The sequence below is a fragment of the Pseudalkalibacillus sp. NRS-1564 genome, from assembly GCF_050467905.1.
Lineage (GTDB): Bacteria > Bacillota > Bacilli > Bacillales > Guptibacillaceae > Guptibacillus > Guptibacillus hwajinpoensis_B.
Map to the genome: position 1 here is coordinate 257,081 of NZ_JBITPM010000008.1, position 18,955 is coordinate 276,035.

Sequence of the window (18,955 nt, forward strand, 5' to 3'; positions counted from 1 at the left end):
AGCGCGAATCAACATTCGCGCTCCCCTTTTCGTTCAAGGAATCAACCTCTTCTTCATCAAAAAACATACTCCTATCAATGAGCAATAAAAAAGCAATCCTCCACGCCTTTGAATGTATAGACTACTTTTTTCAAGCAACGGATGGAAGTAAACAATGAGATAATCTCCGCTTCGATCGATGACTCGTTTACCCCAATGATACACTGGATAATCCTGCATGGTGCATGATTCTGTTTCGACTTCGGAAGTGATCCAATCGATCACTTTTGCTTCCTCATCCATTACTTCCCCCTCGAGAACTTACTGATAGGTGAATGTGTACTACACTTTCTTCTCTACACCATGACGCCCATCCACCGAAAGTGCTCTATTGTTTAAGACATATCTCACTCGTTTTTCTATTATTACTTTCAAAGAATATCCCAATTCATGTAAAAACCTGAAGCAAATGCTTCAGGTTCGTACTAAAACAAGAGGCCAATAATTCCGGCCAGGATGCCAAAGACGATGGCGATAATATACCAGATCACCGCAAGAACAACGATAAGCCAACCGATTCCTTTTCTACCTGTTTGAATGAAATAAATCCCAAGTACGATTGGTCCAAATATCAAACCGATAATGGCCCAAAAGAAGGAACTCTTATCTTGTTTTTTAGCATCTATAAATAAGAAAATGGCGATAACCACATTTACAATAAAGCCAAATGACATTTCCATACGCTCACCTCATTTCTAGAAAACTGTTTCCCTTTTGTCTTTCATTCTAAACTGGACATCTATGGTGTTTACGTGAGATCAACGATTAACGTATCGAATGCAAAGGATATCTTCTTGTTTTGTAGAATGGTGTTCTCCACTTGTTTTAGATCATCAAAGCTTAATTGATCGGGTTCTTCGATATGTGTTAGGAAGACTTCCTTCACTTGAAGCTTCTCAATGATTTCAAGCGTCTGACGAAACGTTGCTTCTTCTTTGAGTACAGGGTGATCAGCGTTTATTTGGCGCTCCCCAGTAATCGGATGAAATTCGCATACACCTGTAGGCAGCACCGCAAGATCCAATTCTCCAAGCTCCGGTGGCTCCCAACCAAATAACTCGTCAGGCGCAATGAGAATACGTTTGCCCTCCCCCTCAAACAAAAAGGCATAAACATAGTCCCCCGAAAGCCGAAACGGTGTAATCGTTATCCCATTAAGACTCACCTTTTCTCCATCACTCAGTTCATAAAGCGATATGTACTTCTGACTTTCAAAGAAAGTTAGATGCTCAGCTGTACCTAATCTTGTCTGAAAATCGATGGCTACTTGTTCTGGAAGATAAACGTCCGTCGTTGTTCCTTTTGCAGGATGATTGATCCAATCGGCATTCACTGATTCGAGTACTCGTCTCCCCATCACATGGTCGGGGTGCCAATGGGAATAAAAAACGCCATCAATGTTTGAAATACGTGATCGATTTAACTGCATATAACTATCTTCAGGTGTATCAATTAAAACATTGGGCCCATGAATAAACACGCTTGGACCAGATCTACTGTAAGGAAGTCCTTTTTCTCTTGCTTCCTTGCATACGTCACATTGACAGAGTGGGCGCGGGATCGCCATAGCGCCACCAGTGCCGAGAAATTCGATTTGCATCTCCTTACTCCCCTCTCATAATTTGGAATCATTTACTTCTCTCATTCTATCTTTTCCTTTCTATAAGAAAAAGACTAATTTTAACAATTGTCACAAAATCGACTGTTTATTTCAAAATGAGAAGGGAACACCATTCATAGATTCAAATTGAAGGAGGATGTTTTGAGATGTCAGAACAACAAACTGAAGTCACATACCAGCTTCCAAGGATCGGTTCACCTGCCCCCGATTTTACTGCAAACACAACTCACGGACAGATTTCATTAGACGATTATAAAGGTAAATGGTTTGTCCTATTTTCCCATCCTGCAGATTTCACACCTGTATGCACAACAGAGTTTGTCGCTTTTCAGGAAATTTATCCTGAGTTGCGTAAACTTGACGTTGAGCTAATTGGACTCAGTGTAGATAGCGTTTCCTCTCATCTGGCATGGGTGCGTAACATCGAGAAAAACTTTGACACCGAAATTGAGTTCCCCGTGATAGCGGATCTTGATCGCAACGTAGCGACACGATACGGCATGATTATGCCTGATGAAAGCCAAACTGAAACGAGTCGAGCCGTATTCGTGGTAGATGATAAGCAGGTTGTTCGAGCTGTTATCTATTATCCTCTTACTACTGGACGGAATATGAATGAAATCATGCGATTGGTTAAAGCTTTGAAAACAACCGATAATCACGGTTCACCAACTCCTGCAAACTGGGAACCAGGAGATAAAGTGCTCGTTTCTCCTCCTAAGACACAGGAAGCAATGAAGCAACGTGAAAATGACGATGATCTCGAATGCATCGACTGGTATTTATGTAAAAAAGAACTTAATGAATAAAGCTGCTATCAAATCGGCCTAATTGGCCGATTTTTTTTGGGGAAATAACTTAACTTTTTTATTGTACGTTATCCCCTCTAGTTCTTTTGGATTATTTTCCAAATTGCACTTTCCTAGATTACGATTATAATAGAAGGGAAAGCGTATTAGTTTGACGGAGGTAATGTTATGAAAAAGGAAGAGAATAAGCTTCCAAATGCAACCATTAAGCGGCTCCCACTCTACCTCTCTTACTTAAAAAGCGTTAAGAAATCGGGCCAAAAATCGATTTCATCTGTAGAGATTGGAAATGCACTTAATTATAAATCAGACCTTGTAAGGAGAGATTTTTCTAAGATAAAAGCCCCAGGACGAAAAGGGGCTGGATATGAAGTGAAAAAGTTAGTCAACCACCTTCACCTGATCGTGAACGAGAAGACTGAACCTGAAGCTGCGCTAATTGGCGCCGGTCGCCTTGGGACAGCACTTCTTCACTATAACCATTTAAGAAAGTCGACTCCTAAAATCAAAATGGCGTTTGATAATAACCCAAAAATAGTAGGCAAAACGATTGCTGGTGTTCCGGTCTATCATATCGATGAAATGTATGACCGCTTAACCCCCACCGTCACCGTTGCTATTCTCGCTATTCCTGCCGCTTCAGCACAGTTAATTTCTGAAAAACTATCTGAGACAGGAATTATTGGGATAATGAATTTTTCTTCGGCCTACTTGCAACTTCCCGCCAACGTTCACCTACAGCAAATTGACTTGGCGAGAGAGCTTGATACATTATCCTTCCTCATTCACTTCTTCTAAACGATTGCAGAAGTAAAATAGGTTAAAAAAACCCATCACCAAATTCGTTAGCGAATTTTTGGTGATGGGGTTTTCTTTGTCACTCGTTTTTTATTTAACTTTGCTGGTTCATACCCATTATCGAACAACACACCGTTTGCCGTACCTGTTCTATCCACAAGTTCATTTACATCGCTTGCATTTAATGTCTCTGCCGCTTTCAAGAAAATCAGAGCCGAAGCACGTGCATCATCCAGCGCGTGGTGATGATCAAGATCGATCCCAAGGTAATCAGACACAACATTTAATTTATATCGGGGTAATGCCCACGTTTTTTTCGATAAATTCACCGTACAGTTATAAGCAAGTATCGGATAAGGTAGGCTATATTGATCGAGAACAGCGCGTAAGACGCTCATATCAAATTGAGCGTTATGCGCGATAAGGAATTTCCCCTCTACTAACTCACGAATTTCCTCTTTCCATAGAACGTCGAACTCAGGCGCGTCGGCTACGTCCTCTTCTGTAATCCCATGAATGCTAATGTTAATGCCTGCAAAATAATTTTGTTTTGGTCTCACCAATCGATAGTACTCTCGAATAAGCTCCCCATTCTCGTATTCTACGAGACCAATGGAACAAACGCTTCCTCTTTGCGAATTAGCCGTTTCAAAATCTAGTGCAACGAAATTCATATCGTAACTCCTTTATCACTCAATACTTCCATCTTAAAATGTTCTCCTTAATCCGTCTACCTATTTGATTGTTTCAATATAACTAGCCTTTGTATTTAGTAACAAAATTCCATAATTACTCTATTAATAATGAATAAATTCTTTCCCAAAGCCAATAATGGATATCACGTTAAGAATATAGAGGTGAAACCATGAATTCAATTGATATTTCGCTACACATTTTTTATTTTATCGTCATGATCTCAAGCGCCATTTATTTTTATCTCCTAAGTCGAAACCCAAAAGGCGTTCCCTTGTATGAATATGTTGTTGCCATTCTAATCACAGGATGGTCTGGGGTCGCTTATTTATCGATTGCTTTAGGGCAAGGAATATTAGAAAGACCGGAAAAAACAATTTATTTTGCACGCTATTTAGATTGGGTCGTCTCGACTCCTCTCTTACTACTATCACTTGCCTTAACTGCTATGTTCTACCAAAGTAAAATCAATCGCACACTCATCGCTTCTTTGATTGCAGCTGATGTATTCATGATTTTAACTGGTCTCATTGCAGATTTTTCATCTGAATCACTAAAATATGTTTGGTACACAATGGGACTAGTTGCTCTCGTCATCATATTAGTCATTATATGGGGACCGCTCAAGAAAATAGCGGATGGTTCAAACGAGCAACTTGCAAAGCATTATAAGCGAGTAGCGATTTACTTAACATCTTTTTGGGTTCTTTACCCTACCGCATGGTTTTTCGGATCATCAGGAGTTGGCGTAACTGCAGGCATTATTGATACTCTAGCCTTTATCGTTCTTCCGATATTCTCGAAAGTAGGATTTGGTCTACTCGACCTTCACGGATTACGAAAACTAAATGGATAATACCATAAAGAGCTACAACTCCCAGTGGAACACTGGTTTTTGTAGCTCTTTATGATTTCTAACCACTATTCAACGTGCTCTAAAATGGTCTCTCTGAATTCCGCTAAAGCTCGATCCGTTTCTATCGTGTAGCCGCATTCCAATCCAACAAAACCATCAAACCCTGTCTCTTTAATTGCTTTTAAGATGTTCGTATAATTTAACTCACCTGTCCCTGGCTGATTTCGCCCAGGGTTATCAGCGATATGATAGTGATGGATACGATTCCGATAGTTCGTCGCGTTTCGAATCACATTCCCTTCCGTAATTTGCTGATGATAAACGTCGAAAAGAAGCTTTACATGAGGACTATCAACTTGATCGATGATCGAGACCGCCTGATCTGAATATTGAAGAAAGTGCCCTTCGTGATCAACAAGGCCATTTAAAGGTTCTACTTCAAGCACCATTCCAGACTCTTCACATAGCGCTGCACTCCGCTTAAGAGTATCAATCATGGCATCTTGTTGCATCTTAATTGGCGCATCGATCATAACGTTCCCCGTTTGTGTAATTATTGAAGTTGTTCCAAGCCTTTTGCATGCTTCAATTGTTTCAGTTAGTCCACTAAGAAAAAGCTCACTCATTTCAGGATTAACTAGATTGAAAGACCTTGTACATGTTGCTGTAATTCCTACCCCAATACGACGTTGTGCTTTAGCCACTTCTTTTAGATCCAGCTCTGTCCAATCATAATATTCGAGTCCATGAAAGCCGTGTTCTTTCACTTTCTCCAAATGAGTAATCACATCTTTACCAGGATAAGCACCGATACAAAGAGAATATTTCAACAATCACTCAGCTCCTATTAGTTGTTATGACGGTCCATTTCACTTCTTAAGCACCTTTTTTATAGGTGTTTCCTACACTTATTAAGGTAATCATCTCTACTTAACTGCTTTCAAAGAATGCTCGTTTCGCTAAATGAAATATGGAAAATAATATCCGAAAGAAACAAAGAGTCCAACCGTCGTAAAAAGAAGTGTTCCAACAAAAAAAGGGATGACGTGATCCTCCCCTATGGATGGCAACCGCACCTGATTCAAAACCACTATGAAACTTTCTAACAGTGCGACTTGCGTTTTCTTGAAAGGGTCTAAAATAAGCGGGTAGCCAAATAATAGCTATAAGCAAAATACTTCCTACGAACCATGAATCGATGATATTCCAGCCGCTCATGACAGATATGGTCCCCACTATTCCACTCTCAAACAGTAGCGTAACGACGAGAAGAAACCCATACCGGTTGAAAGTGCTGAGTTTACTTAACAAATGTTTTTCAATGAACGCAGAAATTTTACTTAACGCTCCTGCTACTGAAACAGCTACTATTAAAAAGCCCATGCAAAAAAAGAATTTTACAACTAGATTAATCACATCCTCTAAGAGATAGTGGCTTCTGCTTCGAAAGAAATGCTTCTCTTAAAGTACGGATCAGCTTACAATAAGTTCCATATCATTCGATGGAAAAACTATAATATCTCCCTCAAAATCCAGAGCTTACTAACTTATTTAACCGCTTTAATAATCATCGTAGTTGGAAATTTCTTTGCTTTGTACAAAGAATAATATCGATCTGAAACAGTTATGTCTTCCTCAGACATAGAAGAAGAAACATCACTTTCAATCACCTTTTTTATCGTAAACCCCGCCTGGATTAATTCATTTATGTAAGTGGACATTTTCCGTTTATGGATCGTCATGGTGACGCCTTCGCCTTTGAAATCTTCAAATGTATGAAGGCCTTCATTTTGATAAGAACCGTTAAGTGTCACTGCTCCTTCTTTACTTTTCAAATGAACATATAAAGGATGATCCCAGCTAAAAACAAAGCTTCCTCCCTCCTTTAAGTAAGAGTAAATCAATGCGAAAGTTTTCCTTAGATCTGTTGTCCATCCAATCGCATAAATAGAAAATACATGATCAAAATAGTTTTTAGGAAGGCCAATCTCTTCTTCCATTGGCGCACAAAAAAGATTGGGGGATAAACCTGATAACGTTTCCTCAGCCTTATGTTTTTGTTCTTCAGATAAATCGACGCCCCACAGTTCTTCTGCTCCATTATTCGCCATATACCGTAATGAATGCCCACTACCATACCCAACCTCAAGTACTTTACTTTTCTCAAGCTGATCAAATAGCTGGAGCTCGTTCTCCGTTTGAGCAAAAGGGCCATACGCAGGTAACGCATCTACCCCGTTAAAATGATGAGCAACTTTATTCCAACTTCCTTTGTTTTGTTCCAAAATCGTATATTTCATATTCCTCTCCTCCTCCAACTACTTTCATTTCGAGAGGATAATAGGAGAATCCTTTTTCTCAAACAAACCTTACAGCAATGGTGGCTTATTATGAACGAACTGGATTGCGAGAGAACATCAAAAAGGACAGGCATCTGCCTGTCCTAAATGTTATCCTGCTTTTGCAGTGTCTTTCAAAGTTGCTTTCTTCGATGTTAATCGATCCACAAGGCCTGACAAAGCCCCATCACCTGTTACGTTACAAGCTGTACCAAAGCTATCTTGTGCAAGGTATAAAGCGATCATTAGTGAGATCATCGTTGAATCGAATCCAAGCATTGTTTCTAACAGTCCGATCGCCGCCATAACAGCACCACCTGGTACACCAGGCGCCGCAATCATGGTAACCCCAAGCATAAGGATGAATGGAATGATCGCAGCGAATGTAGGCTCCTGTCCATTCAAAAGCATAACCGCCATCGCACACGAGACAATCGTAATCGTGCTTCCGGAAAGGTGAATAGTCGCAAGGAGCGGAACGCTGAAATCAGCAATTTTCTCTCGTACACCATTCTTTTTCGTTTGTCTTAGCGTGACTGGAATAGTAGACGCTGAAGACTGAGTACCGAGCGCTGTAAAATACGCTGGCATCATTCCTTTCAGAAGCTTAAAAGGATTACGAGATGTCGCTGCACCAGTAATGCTATATTGAATCAAAAGCATTGTCATATGAAGAAGAATAATCATGACGAACACTTTGGCAAAAACACTTAAGATTGTTTGGACTTGTCCAGCACTTGTCATGTTTGCGAAAATGCCAAGAATATGAAGCGGTAGTAATGGAATAATGACGTAGCTAATCACTTTCTCAACGATTGTTCTAAACTCAATCATAACCCCTTTTAGCATATTCCCCTTCATCGCAGCCATGCCAAGTCCAAGTGTAAACGCTAGAACGAGTGCCGTCATAACGCCCATCATAGGAGGAATCTCAACCTCGAAGAAAGGCTTTAATAACGATTCTTCAGGATTCGCCATCTCTGAAGCGGCTCCCCCGGTTTCAAGGAATAAAGGATATAAATTTCGTGCAGCAAAGAAAGCTAGCAAACCAGCTAGAAACGTAGAAAGGTACGCAACTGACGTTGTAACCCCAATTAACTTCCCTGCACCCTTCCCAATTTCACCAATTCCCGGTGCAATAAATCCAATAATAATGAGAGGAATCGCGAAACCTAGAAAGTTTCCAAAAATCCCATTGAATGTAGCAAATAATCGTACGGTCCATTCAGGGAAATAAGCTCCAATAACAATTCCAAGGGCAATGGCAATAAGAATACGTGGCAACAGTCCAATTTTCTTCATAGTGTCCTCCATACAAAAACATTTGTCCATCTCGGGTGTAATATATGTGTACTTTACTAAAAAAAGAGTCATCCTGCAAGACATATTCGTTAGAAACAAATAAGAAAGTTTGATCAACAAAGTATTATATGGATAAGTTGGATATTATTCTCATATCGGATCAAAAAAACGAAAGACGCAAGCGCTACGGTAAACCGTAACATGCTTGCGTCAGATCTCGCTCCTTCTATGATCATCAAGCACAGTGCTCAGCTATGAGCGAGCATCAGTCGCTTCCTGTTACAAAATCATCTTCTTTCATTGAGGCAAGAATGTAACCGCCAGTTACGCGATCATTCTCCTTCACATGAAGTTCAGAAATTTCCCCGCTTACTCCAAGCGTAATTTTCTCGGTATTGCCCTGTCCATTGCGAATGACAAACATTGGCTCCCACTCATATACTCGAGATGCATGTTTGACGAATACTTTCTCGATAACTCCCTCACATGGACAGACCACTGAACGATTCATGGTTTCTTTCCCCTTTCCAGCTTGTAATAGTTCCTGTATGGAACAGTTTGTTTTCTATACTTCCATGATATGTTTCGCATGCTTTTCTATGATGCAAAACGAATGTTTTCTTTAACCTTGCGTCCATTTTACCTGCTTTTTTCTTTTTGACAACCCCTCTATTTTTTGAAAACCCTTTATAAGCTAGCAGATTTAATTTAATAATTGACCAATTACATTTTGCTAAGATAGCGTCTCTTTCTTGCGAATTACTATTTGATTCATCACTTCATGTAACTAGTAATCTCATAACCTCGCATACTATATTAGCTACACAGTGTTTATTGAAGCACACAACATTGCTGAAAATATTTCAACATAGTAAAATCCGAGCAAAAAATAAAAAGTAAAATGATTCGTTCTATTCTTTCCAATACGTAACACAAGCCCAATTGGCTGAGGCTTTATCTCCCTGTAACTTCCAGCTTCGCTTCTCTAACTCCCGTCCAATAAAGCGATTGAAAAAGCCATGCCCAACTAAAACGAGAGATTCCTTTGCCATTGCACATTCCTCTAAAACATCAGCGACTAACTTGGCACGCTTTCTCGCTTCCTTTCGAGTTTCTGCTTGGTTTGATAAACCAATAAACCAAAGAAACCGATAAAAGACTGTCCACATTTGAGGTTTGATCTTTAGGAAGCGTATGTTGTAAAAGGGGAGTTCCAGTTCTCGGAAGATTGGATCGCTTTGAATCGTACTTGCCTGCTGCGCTGATTCTAGAGACCTCGGCAAGTCACTCGTTAATACTAACGGTGCTTGTTGTAAAATAGCTTGAACATGTTTCGGAGCTTCATCACATATGCCTTCTCTATTATATTGACTAACCCATTGGCAATAAGCCTCACTAGTTAACCGGTTCGAAAAATCGCAGGCCGATTTTCCATGTCGTATTAAACTTATTTTCACCTAATCCCATCCCTACCTTTATTAGCTCATGCTTCCTCATTCATTTTCATTATCGTTGCTTTATCAATTTCTTCACGTATGGATTTCATTATACCGTGATCCTTCACATACTCTTTCCCATAAGTAAGGTTAAATTCATAGTCAAAACCAGGGGGATTCGTGCCCTGGGTATGTTGTATAATCGTTTCCATTTTATCGAGTGCTTTTACAAACTTGGCTTCTTTCGTGTAGCCTCTATTATACTCCTGACAGATTGTAAGAATGTCATGCTTTCCCTTCTCACCAAGGGATGATGTGAGACGTTGAACAGCCTCTTCTTCCTTTTGTACTTTCTCCTTTTGATCGACTTGAACCGTAGCAGAGATATCCCCGTCATATGCTTCTCCAAGATCGTGAACAAGGCACATAATGAGTACTCGTTTTGTATCAAGCTCTGGAAACTGATCACTTAAAGCAAAAGCAAACATCGCTAGCCTCCAGGAATGTTCGGCAACGCTCTCTCGTCGACCGCTTCTCATGTAGGCAGTTCTTGTCGTATCCTTTAATCTTTCAAGTTCCTTAATGAACGTAATCATTTGATAAGCATCCATGAATGATATCCTCCTTCTTCCAAGATGCTGTGACATCCTTGATTCAATAAGTGCGAAAAACGTGATTGTAGCATTGCTTATTGTTCTTTATATGTAACTAAACTCTCTTTCGTCCCCTTAAAAGTCGATTTTCCATTCAAAAATAGTCGTAAGATGACTCTTAGATACAAACATTTAACTTTACCAACATTTAATTATGAGTTGTCCGCTAATCACCAACCATATTATTCCATTATCATTACCTTTTTCTCCATAGTAAAAAAGAGAACAGGCGATACCTAAAGGTACCACCTGCAGAGAGTATATAGGTCTTATTTCTTTTAGGACGGAGATGGTAAAGAACCAACGGTAAACCTACACTAAGGCTAGCACGCTCTTCTCCAATTCGTTCTATTAAATCAACTTTCTACCTTTTGCAACTAGAATTAATAACATGGGGAATCCAACTCCATAGATCGATGCATAAAGGGTCCATGTTTTCGATACAAAATCCTGCATATAAATAATGTCAGGATAACTAATTTGTGCTAAAACCAAGCTCCCTATTCCAAGAGGAAATAACAGCAGTCGATAGTTTTGAACGCGAAAGATATGCGTTAACGAACGTGCTGAGGTGTAGAACAAAAGAACTAACTTAAAATAAATAGAAAGCATCCAAACAATCGCCACGATGACTTCAATTCGTTCGACGATTTTCCCGATGCTAATTTTCTTTGCAAGAATATACGTAGGATACGTATATCTTGCTGTGAAATCCGCTCCTAATACAAGGATTGTGGCACAAATAATAACAAACAAAACGACGCTACCCATCGCAGTTCCTTTTAAGAATGAAATGCTCAATTTATTATGTTTGTCTACGTGTCGATAGATCATCAGAAAGGCAACTAATTCGAGAAATGGCAAACCAATAAAGGGAATAGAAGCCTTGATAATTGGCTTAACACCGTTTTCCATTATCGGTTTAATCGCTTCAAACTGCATTTCAGGCACTAGGAGAATGGTTAGCAAAATGAGCAGACAGAAAATCCAAGGGAAAAAGATTTCACATGCTCTTGCAATGGTTTCTATCCCCAGACTTGCGCCCATAATAACGACGATCATAAAGATGGTGAAAATAATATATAGCGGCGTTTCAATCAAGATTTGGGTCGTTAAAAAGTCTCCAATATTTCTGAGGACAAGAGCTGCAAGAAGAAAGAGAAAGGTGAAAAATAAAAGCGATGCAATCTGACCAATCCATTTACCGAGTACTTTCTCACTCGCTTCCACAATCGTCATATCAGGAAATTTCTTCATAAAATACCCATAAAAAACGACGAGCATTGTTCCGACTCCAATTGAAACGATCGCTGAAATCCACGCATCTTGTTTTGCTACAGCAGCTAGACCCGCAGGAATAATTAAGATGGAGCTTCCAATTATGTATAAGGCAACTAACCATGAGAATTGACGCGTATTAATGATTTCCTTTGCCATCGCTCAGACGCTCCTTTTGATAGCTGGAACCTTATAGTTTTACTTCTTCCTTATCGATTATACATAATGAAAAATGACTAATAGAAGCATCGAGATGCCTATCGATAATGGAAGTGCAATCGTTTTATTCCGGTGATGAAGGTGCACCATCGGAAACATCACAGTAATAAATAATAGTGACCATGCCAGGTTCCATCCATTGTGATAAGTAATCATCTCAGCTTTAGAAGCTATACATTCCACAAGCCAAAATCCTGAAATCCATTTCACATTGTATAGAAACCTTCTTTTTCGCATTGGATAATTAGACAGATAAAGTAGAACAACTAAAGGATTAACAACGAGGTTATGTAGTAAATGAACATTAAATTTACTAAAGAAAATGTCTTTTTTAAACTCCCAAAGATGAAATTCTTCATACGATATCGTTTCATAAACGGTTGCTGCTAAAGCAATATAAAGCATACTAGGATAGTATTTTTCCCAATTTCTCCAATCGCCTTTCCAAAAAACAAAAAACAGTAGCGTGATAATGAGGACAATGTTCATTGTTATTCTCCTAATTCATAACGGTATGTGTTTCGTATCATCATGTTTATTTTGGATAAAGATACGCTACTTACCATAGCAAAAACATTTTTACATATTTATACAAAAGTAGTATGCATCTTTCGGAGCCGTTTATGCATAATAGGGGAATTTTCGCTCAGTTTTATGCCCATATCGATTTATGACGTTGAGGTGGATAAAAACTATTCGATGTGAAAACCTACTTATGTGAAGAAAATAATGTGGGGGATTTGTGATGAAACGCATAAGGCGATTAAGGGAAACCAAAAAACGTAATGAAAAGGACTCTTCCACCGATAGTACTTCTAAAGACATTAGCCTGGATCTTCAAAAAAACATAGTGAACATAAAGAAAATGCTAGGAGAAAGTTCTGATTTAACGATTAGAGAGATTCATTCTGGTACAGATGAGACAAAACTTATCGCTGTCATTTTTATTGATGGACTTGCAGACAAAGTAATGGTCCAGGAAAGCGTCATTGATCCATTGATGCTCGATATTCGAAAAACGGATATAGCGATGAACGTCATACAACATGCTAGCTTTTATGAGATCCTAAAGCATTTCTCTCTTGCTGCCTGTGAATTAACAGAGATTCATCGTTTTCAACCCTTATATGATCATCTCCTTTCTGGAGATACAATCATACTTATTCAAGGTGAGTCTAAAGGATTTGCTATTGGTTCAAGAAACTGGAAGGATCGCGACGTTAATGAACCCACTTCCCAAACTGTCATTAGAGGGCCGAAAGATGGTTTTACGGAAACAATTCGAACGAACACCGCGCTGCTTAGACGAAAAATCAAAGATCCCTCTCTTTGGATCGAAACGAACCCCATCGGCCATAAGACCAAAACAGATGTTGCCCTCGTTTATTTAAAAGGTGTTGTTGATGAGAGTATCTTGAAAGAAGTGCGCGATCGGTTAACGAAAATTGATACTGATAGCATTTTGGAAAGTGCCTATATTGAGGAATATATTCAGGATAATACCTACACTCCCTTCCCAACGATCTTCAACTCTGAACGACCTGATACGATTGCTGCTGGCATATTAGAAGGCCGAGTAGCCATAATCGTTGACGGAACACCATTTGTCCTTCTTGTCCCAACTTTATTTGTTCAATTCTTTCAATCAAGTGAAGATTACTATCAACGTTTTGATATAAGCGTAATGGTTCGTTTCTTGCGATATATCTCCTTTTTCCTTGCTTTATTAACACCTTCTGCTTATATTGCTGTGACAACCTTTCATCAAGAGATGCTTCCTTCCTCCCTTCTCATTAGCTTAGCAGCACAGCGAGAAGGGACGCCTTTTCCAGCACTGATTGAAGCTTTGTTAATGGAACTTACCTTTGAGGTGTTACGTGAAGCGGGTATTCGTATGCCTCGCGCTGTTGGCTCTGCTATATCTATTGTTGGCGCACTAGTTCTTGGACAGGCTGCAGTTGAAGCAGGTATCGTTTCTTCTGCAATGGTAATCGTCGTCTCAATCACAGCTATTAGTAGCTTTGTTATGCCTTTATTTAACTTAGCCATTTCTCTTCGAGTGCTTCGCTTTCCGTTCATGTTTCTTGCTGCAACATTTGGTTTATTTGGGATTATCATCGGTATTATTGCAATGGTCCTTCACTTATGCAGTTTGCGCTCATTTGGCGTGCCATATATGTCTCCTATGGCGCCCATTATCCCGAAAGACCAAAAAGATAGTATTCTACGTGCGCCGCTTTGGAAACTACGGACACGCCCTTCGTTCATTAGCAAAGGCGATGAAACAAGAAATACCACTCCTCCACCAAAACCAGAATCAAATTAATTTGAGGATAATAAGAAGGTGATCATGGACATGAGAGCTTACGTATATCGACTTGCCACTTTGTTAACATGTTTATTTCTGTTAACAAGCTGTTGGAGTAGTAGAGAGCTTAACGAAATAGCGATTGCTACAGCCATCGCTATTGACAAAAGCGATGAAGGTTATTTGCTGACCGTTCAAATCATTAATCCAGGAGAAATCGCCTCAGATAGTCCAACAAATCGGACGGCTACGACAACATATCGTTCTTCTGGCGAAACGCTATTTGAAGCTTTTCGGAGATTAACGGTGCAAGCACCTCGAAAGGTTTATTTTTCTCATGTTCAAATGATTGTGTTTGGCGAAGAAGCAGCCAAAAGCGGCATTGTCCAATCGCTTGATTTTCTTTCTAGAGACCATGAGATGAGAACGGACTTCCTTCTTGTTATCGCAAAAGACACACGCGCCGGTCAACTCCTAAACATTTTAACACCTATGGATAAAATTTCGTCTAGCAAAATTGTCTCCTCACTCAAAATGTCTGAACAAAACTGGGCCCCTACTTATGCAGTAAAGCTTGATGAATTATTAAATAAGCTGTCTAATGAAGGAATTAAGGCTGTACTTACTGGGATTGTTGTCAATGGCGATCCTAATGTAGGCAAGAATAGCAAAAACCTCGAAAAAACAGAGCCCTCAACTACTATTCAAATTGCTCATATCGGAGTCTTCAAAGGAGATAAACTAATCGGCTGGTTGAACGAGGATGAAAGTAAAGGTTTTAATTATTTTATCAACAATGTCACAAGTACTATTGTAAATGTCCCTTGTTCACAGAAGAATGCTTCCATTGAAATCATTAGTGCAAAATTGTCCATTGAGGGACACATGGAGAAGAACGTCCCACATATCGAGGCAACCGTTCGAGTAGATGGGAATGTAGGTGATTTGGAATGTAATGTGGATCTTACAAACCCAAGGACAATACGAATGTTAGAAGCAATGGTCGAAAAAGACATTCAATCTAAAATGGAGTCAGCTGTTTCTGCAAGTCAAGATAAATTCAACAGTGACATCTTAGGTTTTGGTGCCCTCATTCATCGCGAACATCCAGATCAGTGGCGAATGTTGAAAAATCATTGGAATGAGGAATTTAAAAACGTCGAAGTGGATTACACCATCCACGCAAACATTCAACGTACCGGAAACATCACCGATTCTGTTCAAAGAAAGGATGGTGAGTAAAAAGATGTGGTTTATTATCGCTGTGGGTGTAGCCTCGATTCTAGTTACCGTTATGGAAGCAGCCAAATTACGAAAGAAAAAGCAATTGAAAGACCTTTGGGTATATAGCATCCTTCTATGTATCAGTTTTACTTTCTTAGTTCTAAATAAACTTCACATCCATATCCCAACCCCACTTACGATCGTGAATTTCATACTCGAACCATTGAGTAACGTATTGTATGGATGGTTGCAATAGGTAGGCGGTGCCTGTCACCACCCGTTAATTGTCATATTGTGTCGTATATAAGCAAAGACGCCGTTGAATTCGGCGTCTTTGTAATATCTCTAATGTCCTTCTCTTTTCCATACATAATACGCTTCAGGATTTTCTAATTTTCTCACCCATGTGCTTTTCTTCGGAGCGACACGATCAGAAACTTTGTACCATACCCCACCTTTCATTTTTCGATATAGCTTTAAACGGGCAAATACTCTGTCACTAAAACTTAGTGAAGGCAATAGTTTCCTCAAGTATTTCATCATGCCTTCACGCACCTCCCTTACTTTCAAGTCAACAGAACATCGTATGCGCTCGTTTTAGACTTCATGACTAAAATAGGCGTTATTTACCAGAAAGGAAATGTCACTCTTGTGGAACAATGAGGAAGAAGAACTTGAAGGAGTGATAAAGAATGGACTTGCACGATTCCACTTACGAGTCAGGACAAGACTACCAAGCAGGTGATGTTGTCTATGTGATGTACCGCAATCCTCATACGTACAGCGTGGCTAACATTCAGGAAGCAGCCGTTGTGAACGATCCTGATGAACCTGGTAAGCTTGCCTTATTTTTGTATGAAACATACTACCCGCTTGATTCTGATATGGCGATCTATCATTCAGAAGCAGAAGCTGAACAGGCCTATGCCACATACTTTGGATCCATAGAATAGGAGGGCTTCCATTGGTCAAACCCTTTGTACCACAGCTCGTCTACATGGAACCACGAGCGTTAGAATATCCACTTGGACGGGAACTACACGAGAAGTTCTCTAAAATGGATATTGAGATTAGGGAAACAACATCACACAATCAAGTACGAAACCTTCCTGGGGATAATCACTTCCAGCAATATCGTGTCGCTAAATCTACTCTCGTCGTTGGGGTAAGGAAAACGTTGAAATTTGATACGTCTAAACCTTCCGCGGAATATGCGATCCCTTTTGCAACTGGTTGTATGGGGCACTGTCATTATTGCTATCTCCAAACAACGATGGGCAGCAAGCCCTACATACGAACGTATGTAAATACCGATGATATTTTTGATGCTGCAGAAAAGTACATGCAAGAACGAGCACCTGAACCTACCCGATTTGAAGCATCCTGTACATCAGACATCGTGGGCATTGATCACTTAACGCATACATTGAAGCGTGCGATTGAGTACTTTGGTAAATCTGATCATGGACGTCTTCGGTTTGTGACGAAATTTGCACATGTGGATCATCTACTAGATGCGGATCATCAGGGAAGGACACGGTTCCGTTTCAGTATGAATGCAGATTACGTTATTAAATTTCTAGAACCCGGAACTTCCAGACTTGATGAGCGCATCGAAGCAGCCGCTAAAGTCGCTGAAGCAGGCTACCCACTGGGCTTCATCATCGCGCCTATCTATTTGTACGATGATTGGAAGCAGGGCTATCTGACTCTATTTGAGAAGTTAGAAGCCAAACTTCCTAAGAGCGCAACGAAAGACTTAACATTTGAACTCATCCAGCATCGATTCACAAAACCAGCTAAGCGCGTTATTCAAAAAAATTACCCAATGTCTAAGCTTGAAATGGAAGAAGAAGATCGCCTTTATAAATGGGGAAAATATGGTATTGGAAAGTACGTTTATCAGAAGGATCAGCAGCAGGACATGAAAGACACATTCGGAAGCTATATAGATAAGTTCTTTCCAAATGCAAAGCTAGAGTATTTCACGTAAGGACTTAGGCGGTTTGGGCGGTGACAGGCACCGCCCGTTTTAACTCGAACGATGTCGAAACACCAATACTCATAAAAGGCATGGAAGCGAAGTCGCTTCCATGCCTTTTATATGTACAGCACCATTTAATTTAAAAAGAAAAAATAAGCAAATTTAAACCCAACCCCGCTTCGTCGTCACTATAAGTGTCTCAAAGCCCGCGTAAAAGCAGGTGGGTACCCGCACAGCTACCTTTAACGTCCCGCTCAGAAGGCCGGCTTGTTATTAGCAACTGGATTTAGAGTTCCCGGAAAACTAGCATCGGTTTGAGACAACCGTTGTTAACGTGCGTTGCAGGAAATGGGTATTGCTTATGACTATACTCTACACCTTCGTTTACTAAAAATCAATGGTTGCGATTTCCAGTTCCGTACACTTTCTCCCTTTCAATAGTAGGACAAAAGAGTACCAGTCCATCTAAAACAACCAGCGACTTAATGAAATAACAGCCGTAACTGTGATCATGCTGAGAACGGTTGAAGCAAGTACAATCTGTGCAGAGAGTTCCGGCTCATTTTCATACTCCTGAGCAATAATAGCACTGTTCACAGCTGTCGGCATGGCTGATGAAATCAATAACGCTTGGGCCGTAATCCCGTCAATACCTAGTACAAAAATAATCCCCAGTGCAATGGCAGGTCCAAGCAACAGACGTAGCATTAAACTTACATAAACAACAGATAAATTTTTCGCGAACCGAAGCTGAGCCACCTGAGCTCCTAACGTTAACAAAGCGATCGCCACCATCGAATCACCAATGTACCCGGCAGGTATTAATACAAATTCAGGCAGTTCTACATGGAGTAAATTAAATCCGACTCCAAGAACCATCGCATATAAAACAGGCATTTTAAAATACCCAAGAAGCGCATTTAATTTATTTCCTTCTACCGTCTTTAAAGAAAAGATTCCCCATGAGAACGTGAGAATGTTTTGAAACGTTAAGATAATAACTTGAATCGACATAGCAAACGGATCATGCTTAAAGACAAGATCATTTACCGGTACGCCATAGTTCCCTGAATTGTAGAATAAGATGCTGTTTGTAAACGATGCGCGTACACTTCTACTATAGCCGAATAAACGGCTAATTAAATAAGAAACAACATATAAAATCACAATTAACAAACTAAAAAAAGTAAGCACCGATAAAAACAACGATAGCGAAAAAGCTGTTTCATACAGTTTCAAGAAAATAAAGCCTGGCACAATGAAATAAATATTTACTTTCGCAAGTGTGTACAAATCAAATTGAAAAATACGATGCAGTAAAACACCGATGCCAATGAGAATGAACACGGGTACAATAATTTCAATAAATACACCAATCACAAAGAGTCCCTCAATT

General features: G+C 39.8%; 22 protein-coding genes and 1 other RNA gene. 8 read left to right on the forward strand and 15 right to left on the reverse strand.

All coding sequences use genetic code 11. The features are described from left to right. Positions 1 to 33: 33 nt before the first annotated feature. The 3 genes from ACIFPW_RS04580 to ACIFPW_RS04590 all read right to left on the reverse strand — a co-directional run bounded on the left by ACIFPW_RS04580 (position 34) and on the right by ACIFPW_RS04590 (position 1,639). Positions 34 to 282, reverse strand: coding sequence for a hypothetical protein (locus ACIFPW_RS04580; protein WP_430242368.1), 249 nt, complete (start codon positions 280 to 282; stop codon positions 34 to 36). Positions 283 to 464: 182 nt separating this feature from the next. Beyond that, positions 465 to 719 (reverse strand): hypothetical protein, encoded by a 255-nt coding sequence (locus tag ACIFPW_RS04585; RefSeq protein ID WP_430242369.1) that lies wholly within the window; start codon positions 717 to 719, stop codon positions 465 to 467. Between the two features lie 68 nt (positions 720 to 787). After that, positions 788 to 1,639, reverse strand: a complete 852-nt coding sequence (locus tag ACIFPW_RS04590; RefSeq protein ID WP_430242371.1) for an MBL fold metallo-hydrolase — start codon at positions 1,637 to 1,639, stop codon at positions 788 to 790. 167 nt (positions 1,640 to 1,806) lie between these two features. Between ACIFPW_RS04590 and ACIFPW_RS04595 the strand changes: the two genes are divergently transcribed. Next, positions 1,807 to 2,469, forward strand: coding sequence for a peroxiredoxin (locus ACIFPW_RS04595; RefSeq protein ID WP_430242373.1), 663 nt, complete (start codon positions 1,807 to 1,809; stop codon positions 2,467 to 2,469). A 168-nt stretch (positions 2,470 to 2,637) separates the two neighbouring features. Next, positions 2,638 to 3,267 carry a redox-sensing transcriptional repressor Rex gene (locus tag ACIFPW_RS04600; RefSeq protein ID WP_430242375.1) on the forward strand — a complete coding sequence of 210 codons (630 nt, stop codon included), beginning with the start codon at positions 2,638 to 2,640 and terminating at the stop codon, positions 3,265 to 3,267. Positions 3,268 to 3,314: 47 nt separating this feature from the next. Here ACIFPW_RS04600 and ACIFPW_RS04605 read toward each other — a convergent pair whose 3' ends face one another. After that, positions 3,315 to 3,941: a 3'-5' exonuclease gene (locus ACIFPW_RS04605; protein WP_430242377.1), complete on the reverse strand. Its 627-nt coding sequence runs from the start codon at positions 3,939 to 3,941 to the stop codon at positions 3,315 to 3,317. A gap of 191 nt (positions 3,942 to 4,132) precedes the next feature. Between ACIFPW_RS04605 and ACIFPW_RS04610 the strand changes: the two genes are divergently transcribed. Then, positions 4,133 to 4,816 carry a bacteriorhodopsin gene (locus tag ACIFPW_RS04610; protein WP_430242379.1) on the forward strand — a complete coding sequence of 228 codons (684 nt, stop codon included), beginning with the start codon at positions 4,133 to 4,135 and terminating at the stop codon, positions 4,814 to 4,816. 65 nt (positions 4,817 to 4,881) lie between these two features. Here ACIFPW_RS04610 and ACIFPW_RS04615 read toward each other — a convergent pair whose 3' ends face one another. The 8 genes from ACIFPW_RS04615 to ACIFPW_RS04650 all read right to left on the reverse strand — a co-directional run bounded on the left by ACIFPW_RS04615 (position 4,882) and on the right by ACIFPW_RS04650 (position 12,532). Then, positions 4,882 to 5,649 carry a TIM barrel protein gene (locus tag ACIFPW_RS04615; protein WP_430242380.1) on the reverse strand — a complete coding sequence of 256 codons (768 nt, stop codon included), beginning with the start codon at positions 5,647 to 5,649 and terminating at the stop codon, positions 4,882 to 4,884. Between the two features lie 714 nt (positions 5,650 to 6,363). Continuing rightward, positions 6,364 to 7,116 (reverse strand): class I SAM-dependent methyltransferase, encoded by a 753-nt coding sequence (locus ACIFPW_RS04620; protein WP_430242382.1) that lies wholly within the window; start codon positions 7,114 to 7,116, stop codon positions 6,364 to 6,366. 150 nt (positions 7,117 to 7,266) lie between these two features. Then, a complete protein-coding gene (locus ACIFPW_RS04625; RefSeq protein ID WP_303529194.1) occupies positions 7,267 to 8,457 on the reverse strand; it encodes a dicarboxylate/amino acid:cation symporter in 1,191 nt (396 codons plus the stop codon). Positions 8,458 to 8,722: 265 nt separating this feature from the next. Next, positions 8,723 to 8,968 carry a biotin/lipoyl-binding protein gene (locus ACIFPW_RS04630; protein WP_226612333.1) on the reverse strand — a complete coding sequence of 82 codons (246 nt, stop codon included), beginning with the start codon at positions 8,966 to 8,968 and terminating at the stop codon, positions 8,723 to 8,725. Positions 8,969 to 9,368: 400 nt separating this feature from the next. Continuing rightward, positions 9,369 to 9,914, reverse strand: coding sequence for a histidine phosphatase family protein (locus ACIFPW_RS04635; RefSeq protein ID WP_430242384.1), 546 nt, complete (start codon positions 9,912 to 9,914; stop codon positions 9,369 to 9,371). A gap of 26 nt (positions 9,915 to 9,940) precedes the next feature. Next, the gene (locus ACIFPW_RS04640) at positions 9,941 to 10,504 is read right to left on the reverse strand and encodes an HD domain-containing protein (RefSeq protein ID WP_430242386.1); all 564 of its coding nucleotides are present in this window, start codon (positions 10,502 to 10,504) and stop codon (positions 9,941 to 9,943) included. 393 nt (positions 10,505 to 10,897) lie between these two features. Continuing rightward, positions 10,898 to 11,983, reverse strand: coding sequence for a GerAB/ArcD/ProY family transporter (locus ACIFPW_RS04645; RefSeq protein WP_430242388.1), 1,086 nt, complete (start codon positions 11,981 to 11,983; stop codon positions 10,898 to 10,900). A gap of 57 nt (positions 11,984 to 12,040) precedes the next feature. Next, entirely contained in the window at positions 12,041 to 12,532 is a 492-nt protein-coding gene (locus ACIFPW_RS04650) for a CBO0543 family protein (RefSeq protein ID WP_430242389.1), read from the reverse strand. Positions 12,533 to 12,788: 256 nt separating this feature from the next. On the opposite strand from ACIFPW_RS04650, the gene ACIFPW_RS04655 reads away from it, so the two are divergent. From ACIFPW_RS04655 to ACIFPW_RS04665, 3 genes are read left to right on the forward strand one after another with little or no spacing between them, the layout of a single operon-like run. Continuing rightward, on the forward strand, positions 12,789 to 14,369 hold the full coding sequence (locus tag ACIFPW_RS04655) for a spore germination protein (protein WP_430242391.1): 1,581 nt from the start codon (positions 12,789 to 12,791) through the stop codon (positions 14,367 to 14,369). 30 nt (positions 14,370 to 14,399) lie between these two features. Continuing rightward, a complete protein-coding gene (locus ACIFPW_RS04660) occupies positions 14,400 to 15,593 on the forward strand; it encodes a Ger(x)C family spore germination protein (protein ID WP_430242393.1) in 1,194 nt (397 codons plus the stop codon). Continuing rightward, positions 15,586 to 15,831 carry a hypothetical protein gene (locus ACIFPW_RS04665; protein ID WP_430242395.1) on the forward strand — a complete coding sequence of 82 codons (246 nt, stop codon included), beginning with the start codon at positions 15,586 to 15,588 and terminating at the stop codon, positions 15,829 to 15,831. Before ACIFPW_RS04660 ends, ACIFPW_RS04665 begins: the two co-directional genes overlap by 8 nt. An 89-nt stretch (positions 15,832 to 15,920) precedes the next feature. On the opposite strand, the gene ACIFPW_RS04670 is transcribed toward ACIFPW_RS04665, so the two are convergent. Further along, positions 15,921 to 16,118 (reverse strand): hypothetical protein, encoded by a 198-nt coding sequence (locus ACIFPW_RS04670; RefSeq protein WP_430242396.1) that lies wholly within the window; start codon positions 16,116 to 16,118, stop codon positions 15,921 to 15,923. Between the two features lie 149 nt (positions 16,119 to 16,267). On the opposite strand from ACIFPW_RS04670, the gene ACIFPW_RS04675 reads away from it, so the two are divergent. Both ACIFPW_RS04675 and splB read left to right on the forward strand, forming a co-directional pair. Next, positions 16,268 to 16,528 carry a transcriptional regulator SplA domain-containing protein gene (locus ACIFPW_RS04675; RefSeq protein ID WP_404682603.1) on the forward strand — a complete coding sequence of 87 codons (261 nt, stop codon included), beginning with the start codon at positions 16,268 to 16,270 and terminating at the stop codon, positions 16,526 to 16,528. Positions 16,529 to 16,539: 11 nt separating this feature from the next. After that, complete coding sequence (splB, locus tag ACIFPW_RS04680) at positions 16,540 to 17,568, forward strand: spore photoproduct lyase (protein WP_194220991.1); 1,029 nt, start codon at positions 16,540 to 16,542, stop codon at positions 17,566 to 17,568. 158 nt (positions 17,569 to 17,726) lie between these two features. On the opposite strand, the gene ssrS is transcribed toward splB, so the two are convergent. Both ssrS and ACIFPW_RS04690 read right to left on the reverse strand, forming a co-directional pair. Beyond that, positions 17,727 to 17,910: non-coding RNA, 6S RNA (ssrS, locus tag ACIFPW_RS04685), on the reverse strand. 114 nt (positions 17,911 to 18,024) lie between these two features. Continuing rightward, positions 18,025 to 18,939 carry an AEC family transporter gene (locus tag ACIFPW_RS04690; RefSeq protein ID WP_430242398.1) on the reverse strand — a complete coding sequence of 305 codons (915 nt, stop codon included), beginning with the start codon at positions 18,937 to 18,939 and terminating at the stop codon, positions 18,025 to 18,027. Between the last annotated feature and the right edge of the window lie 16 nt (positions 18,940 to 18,955).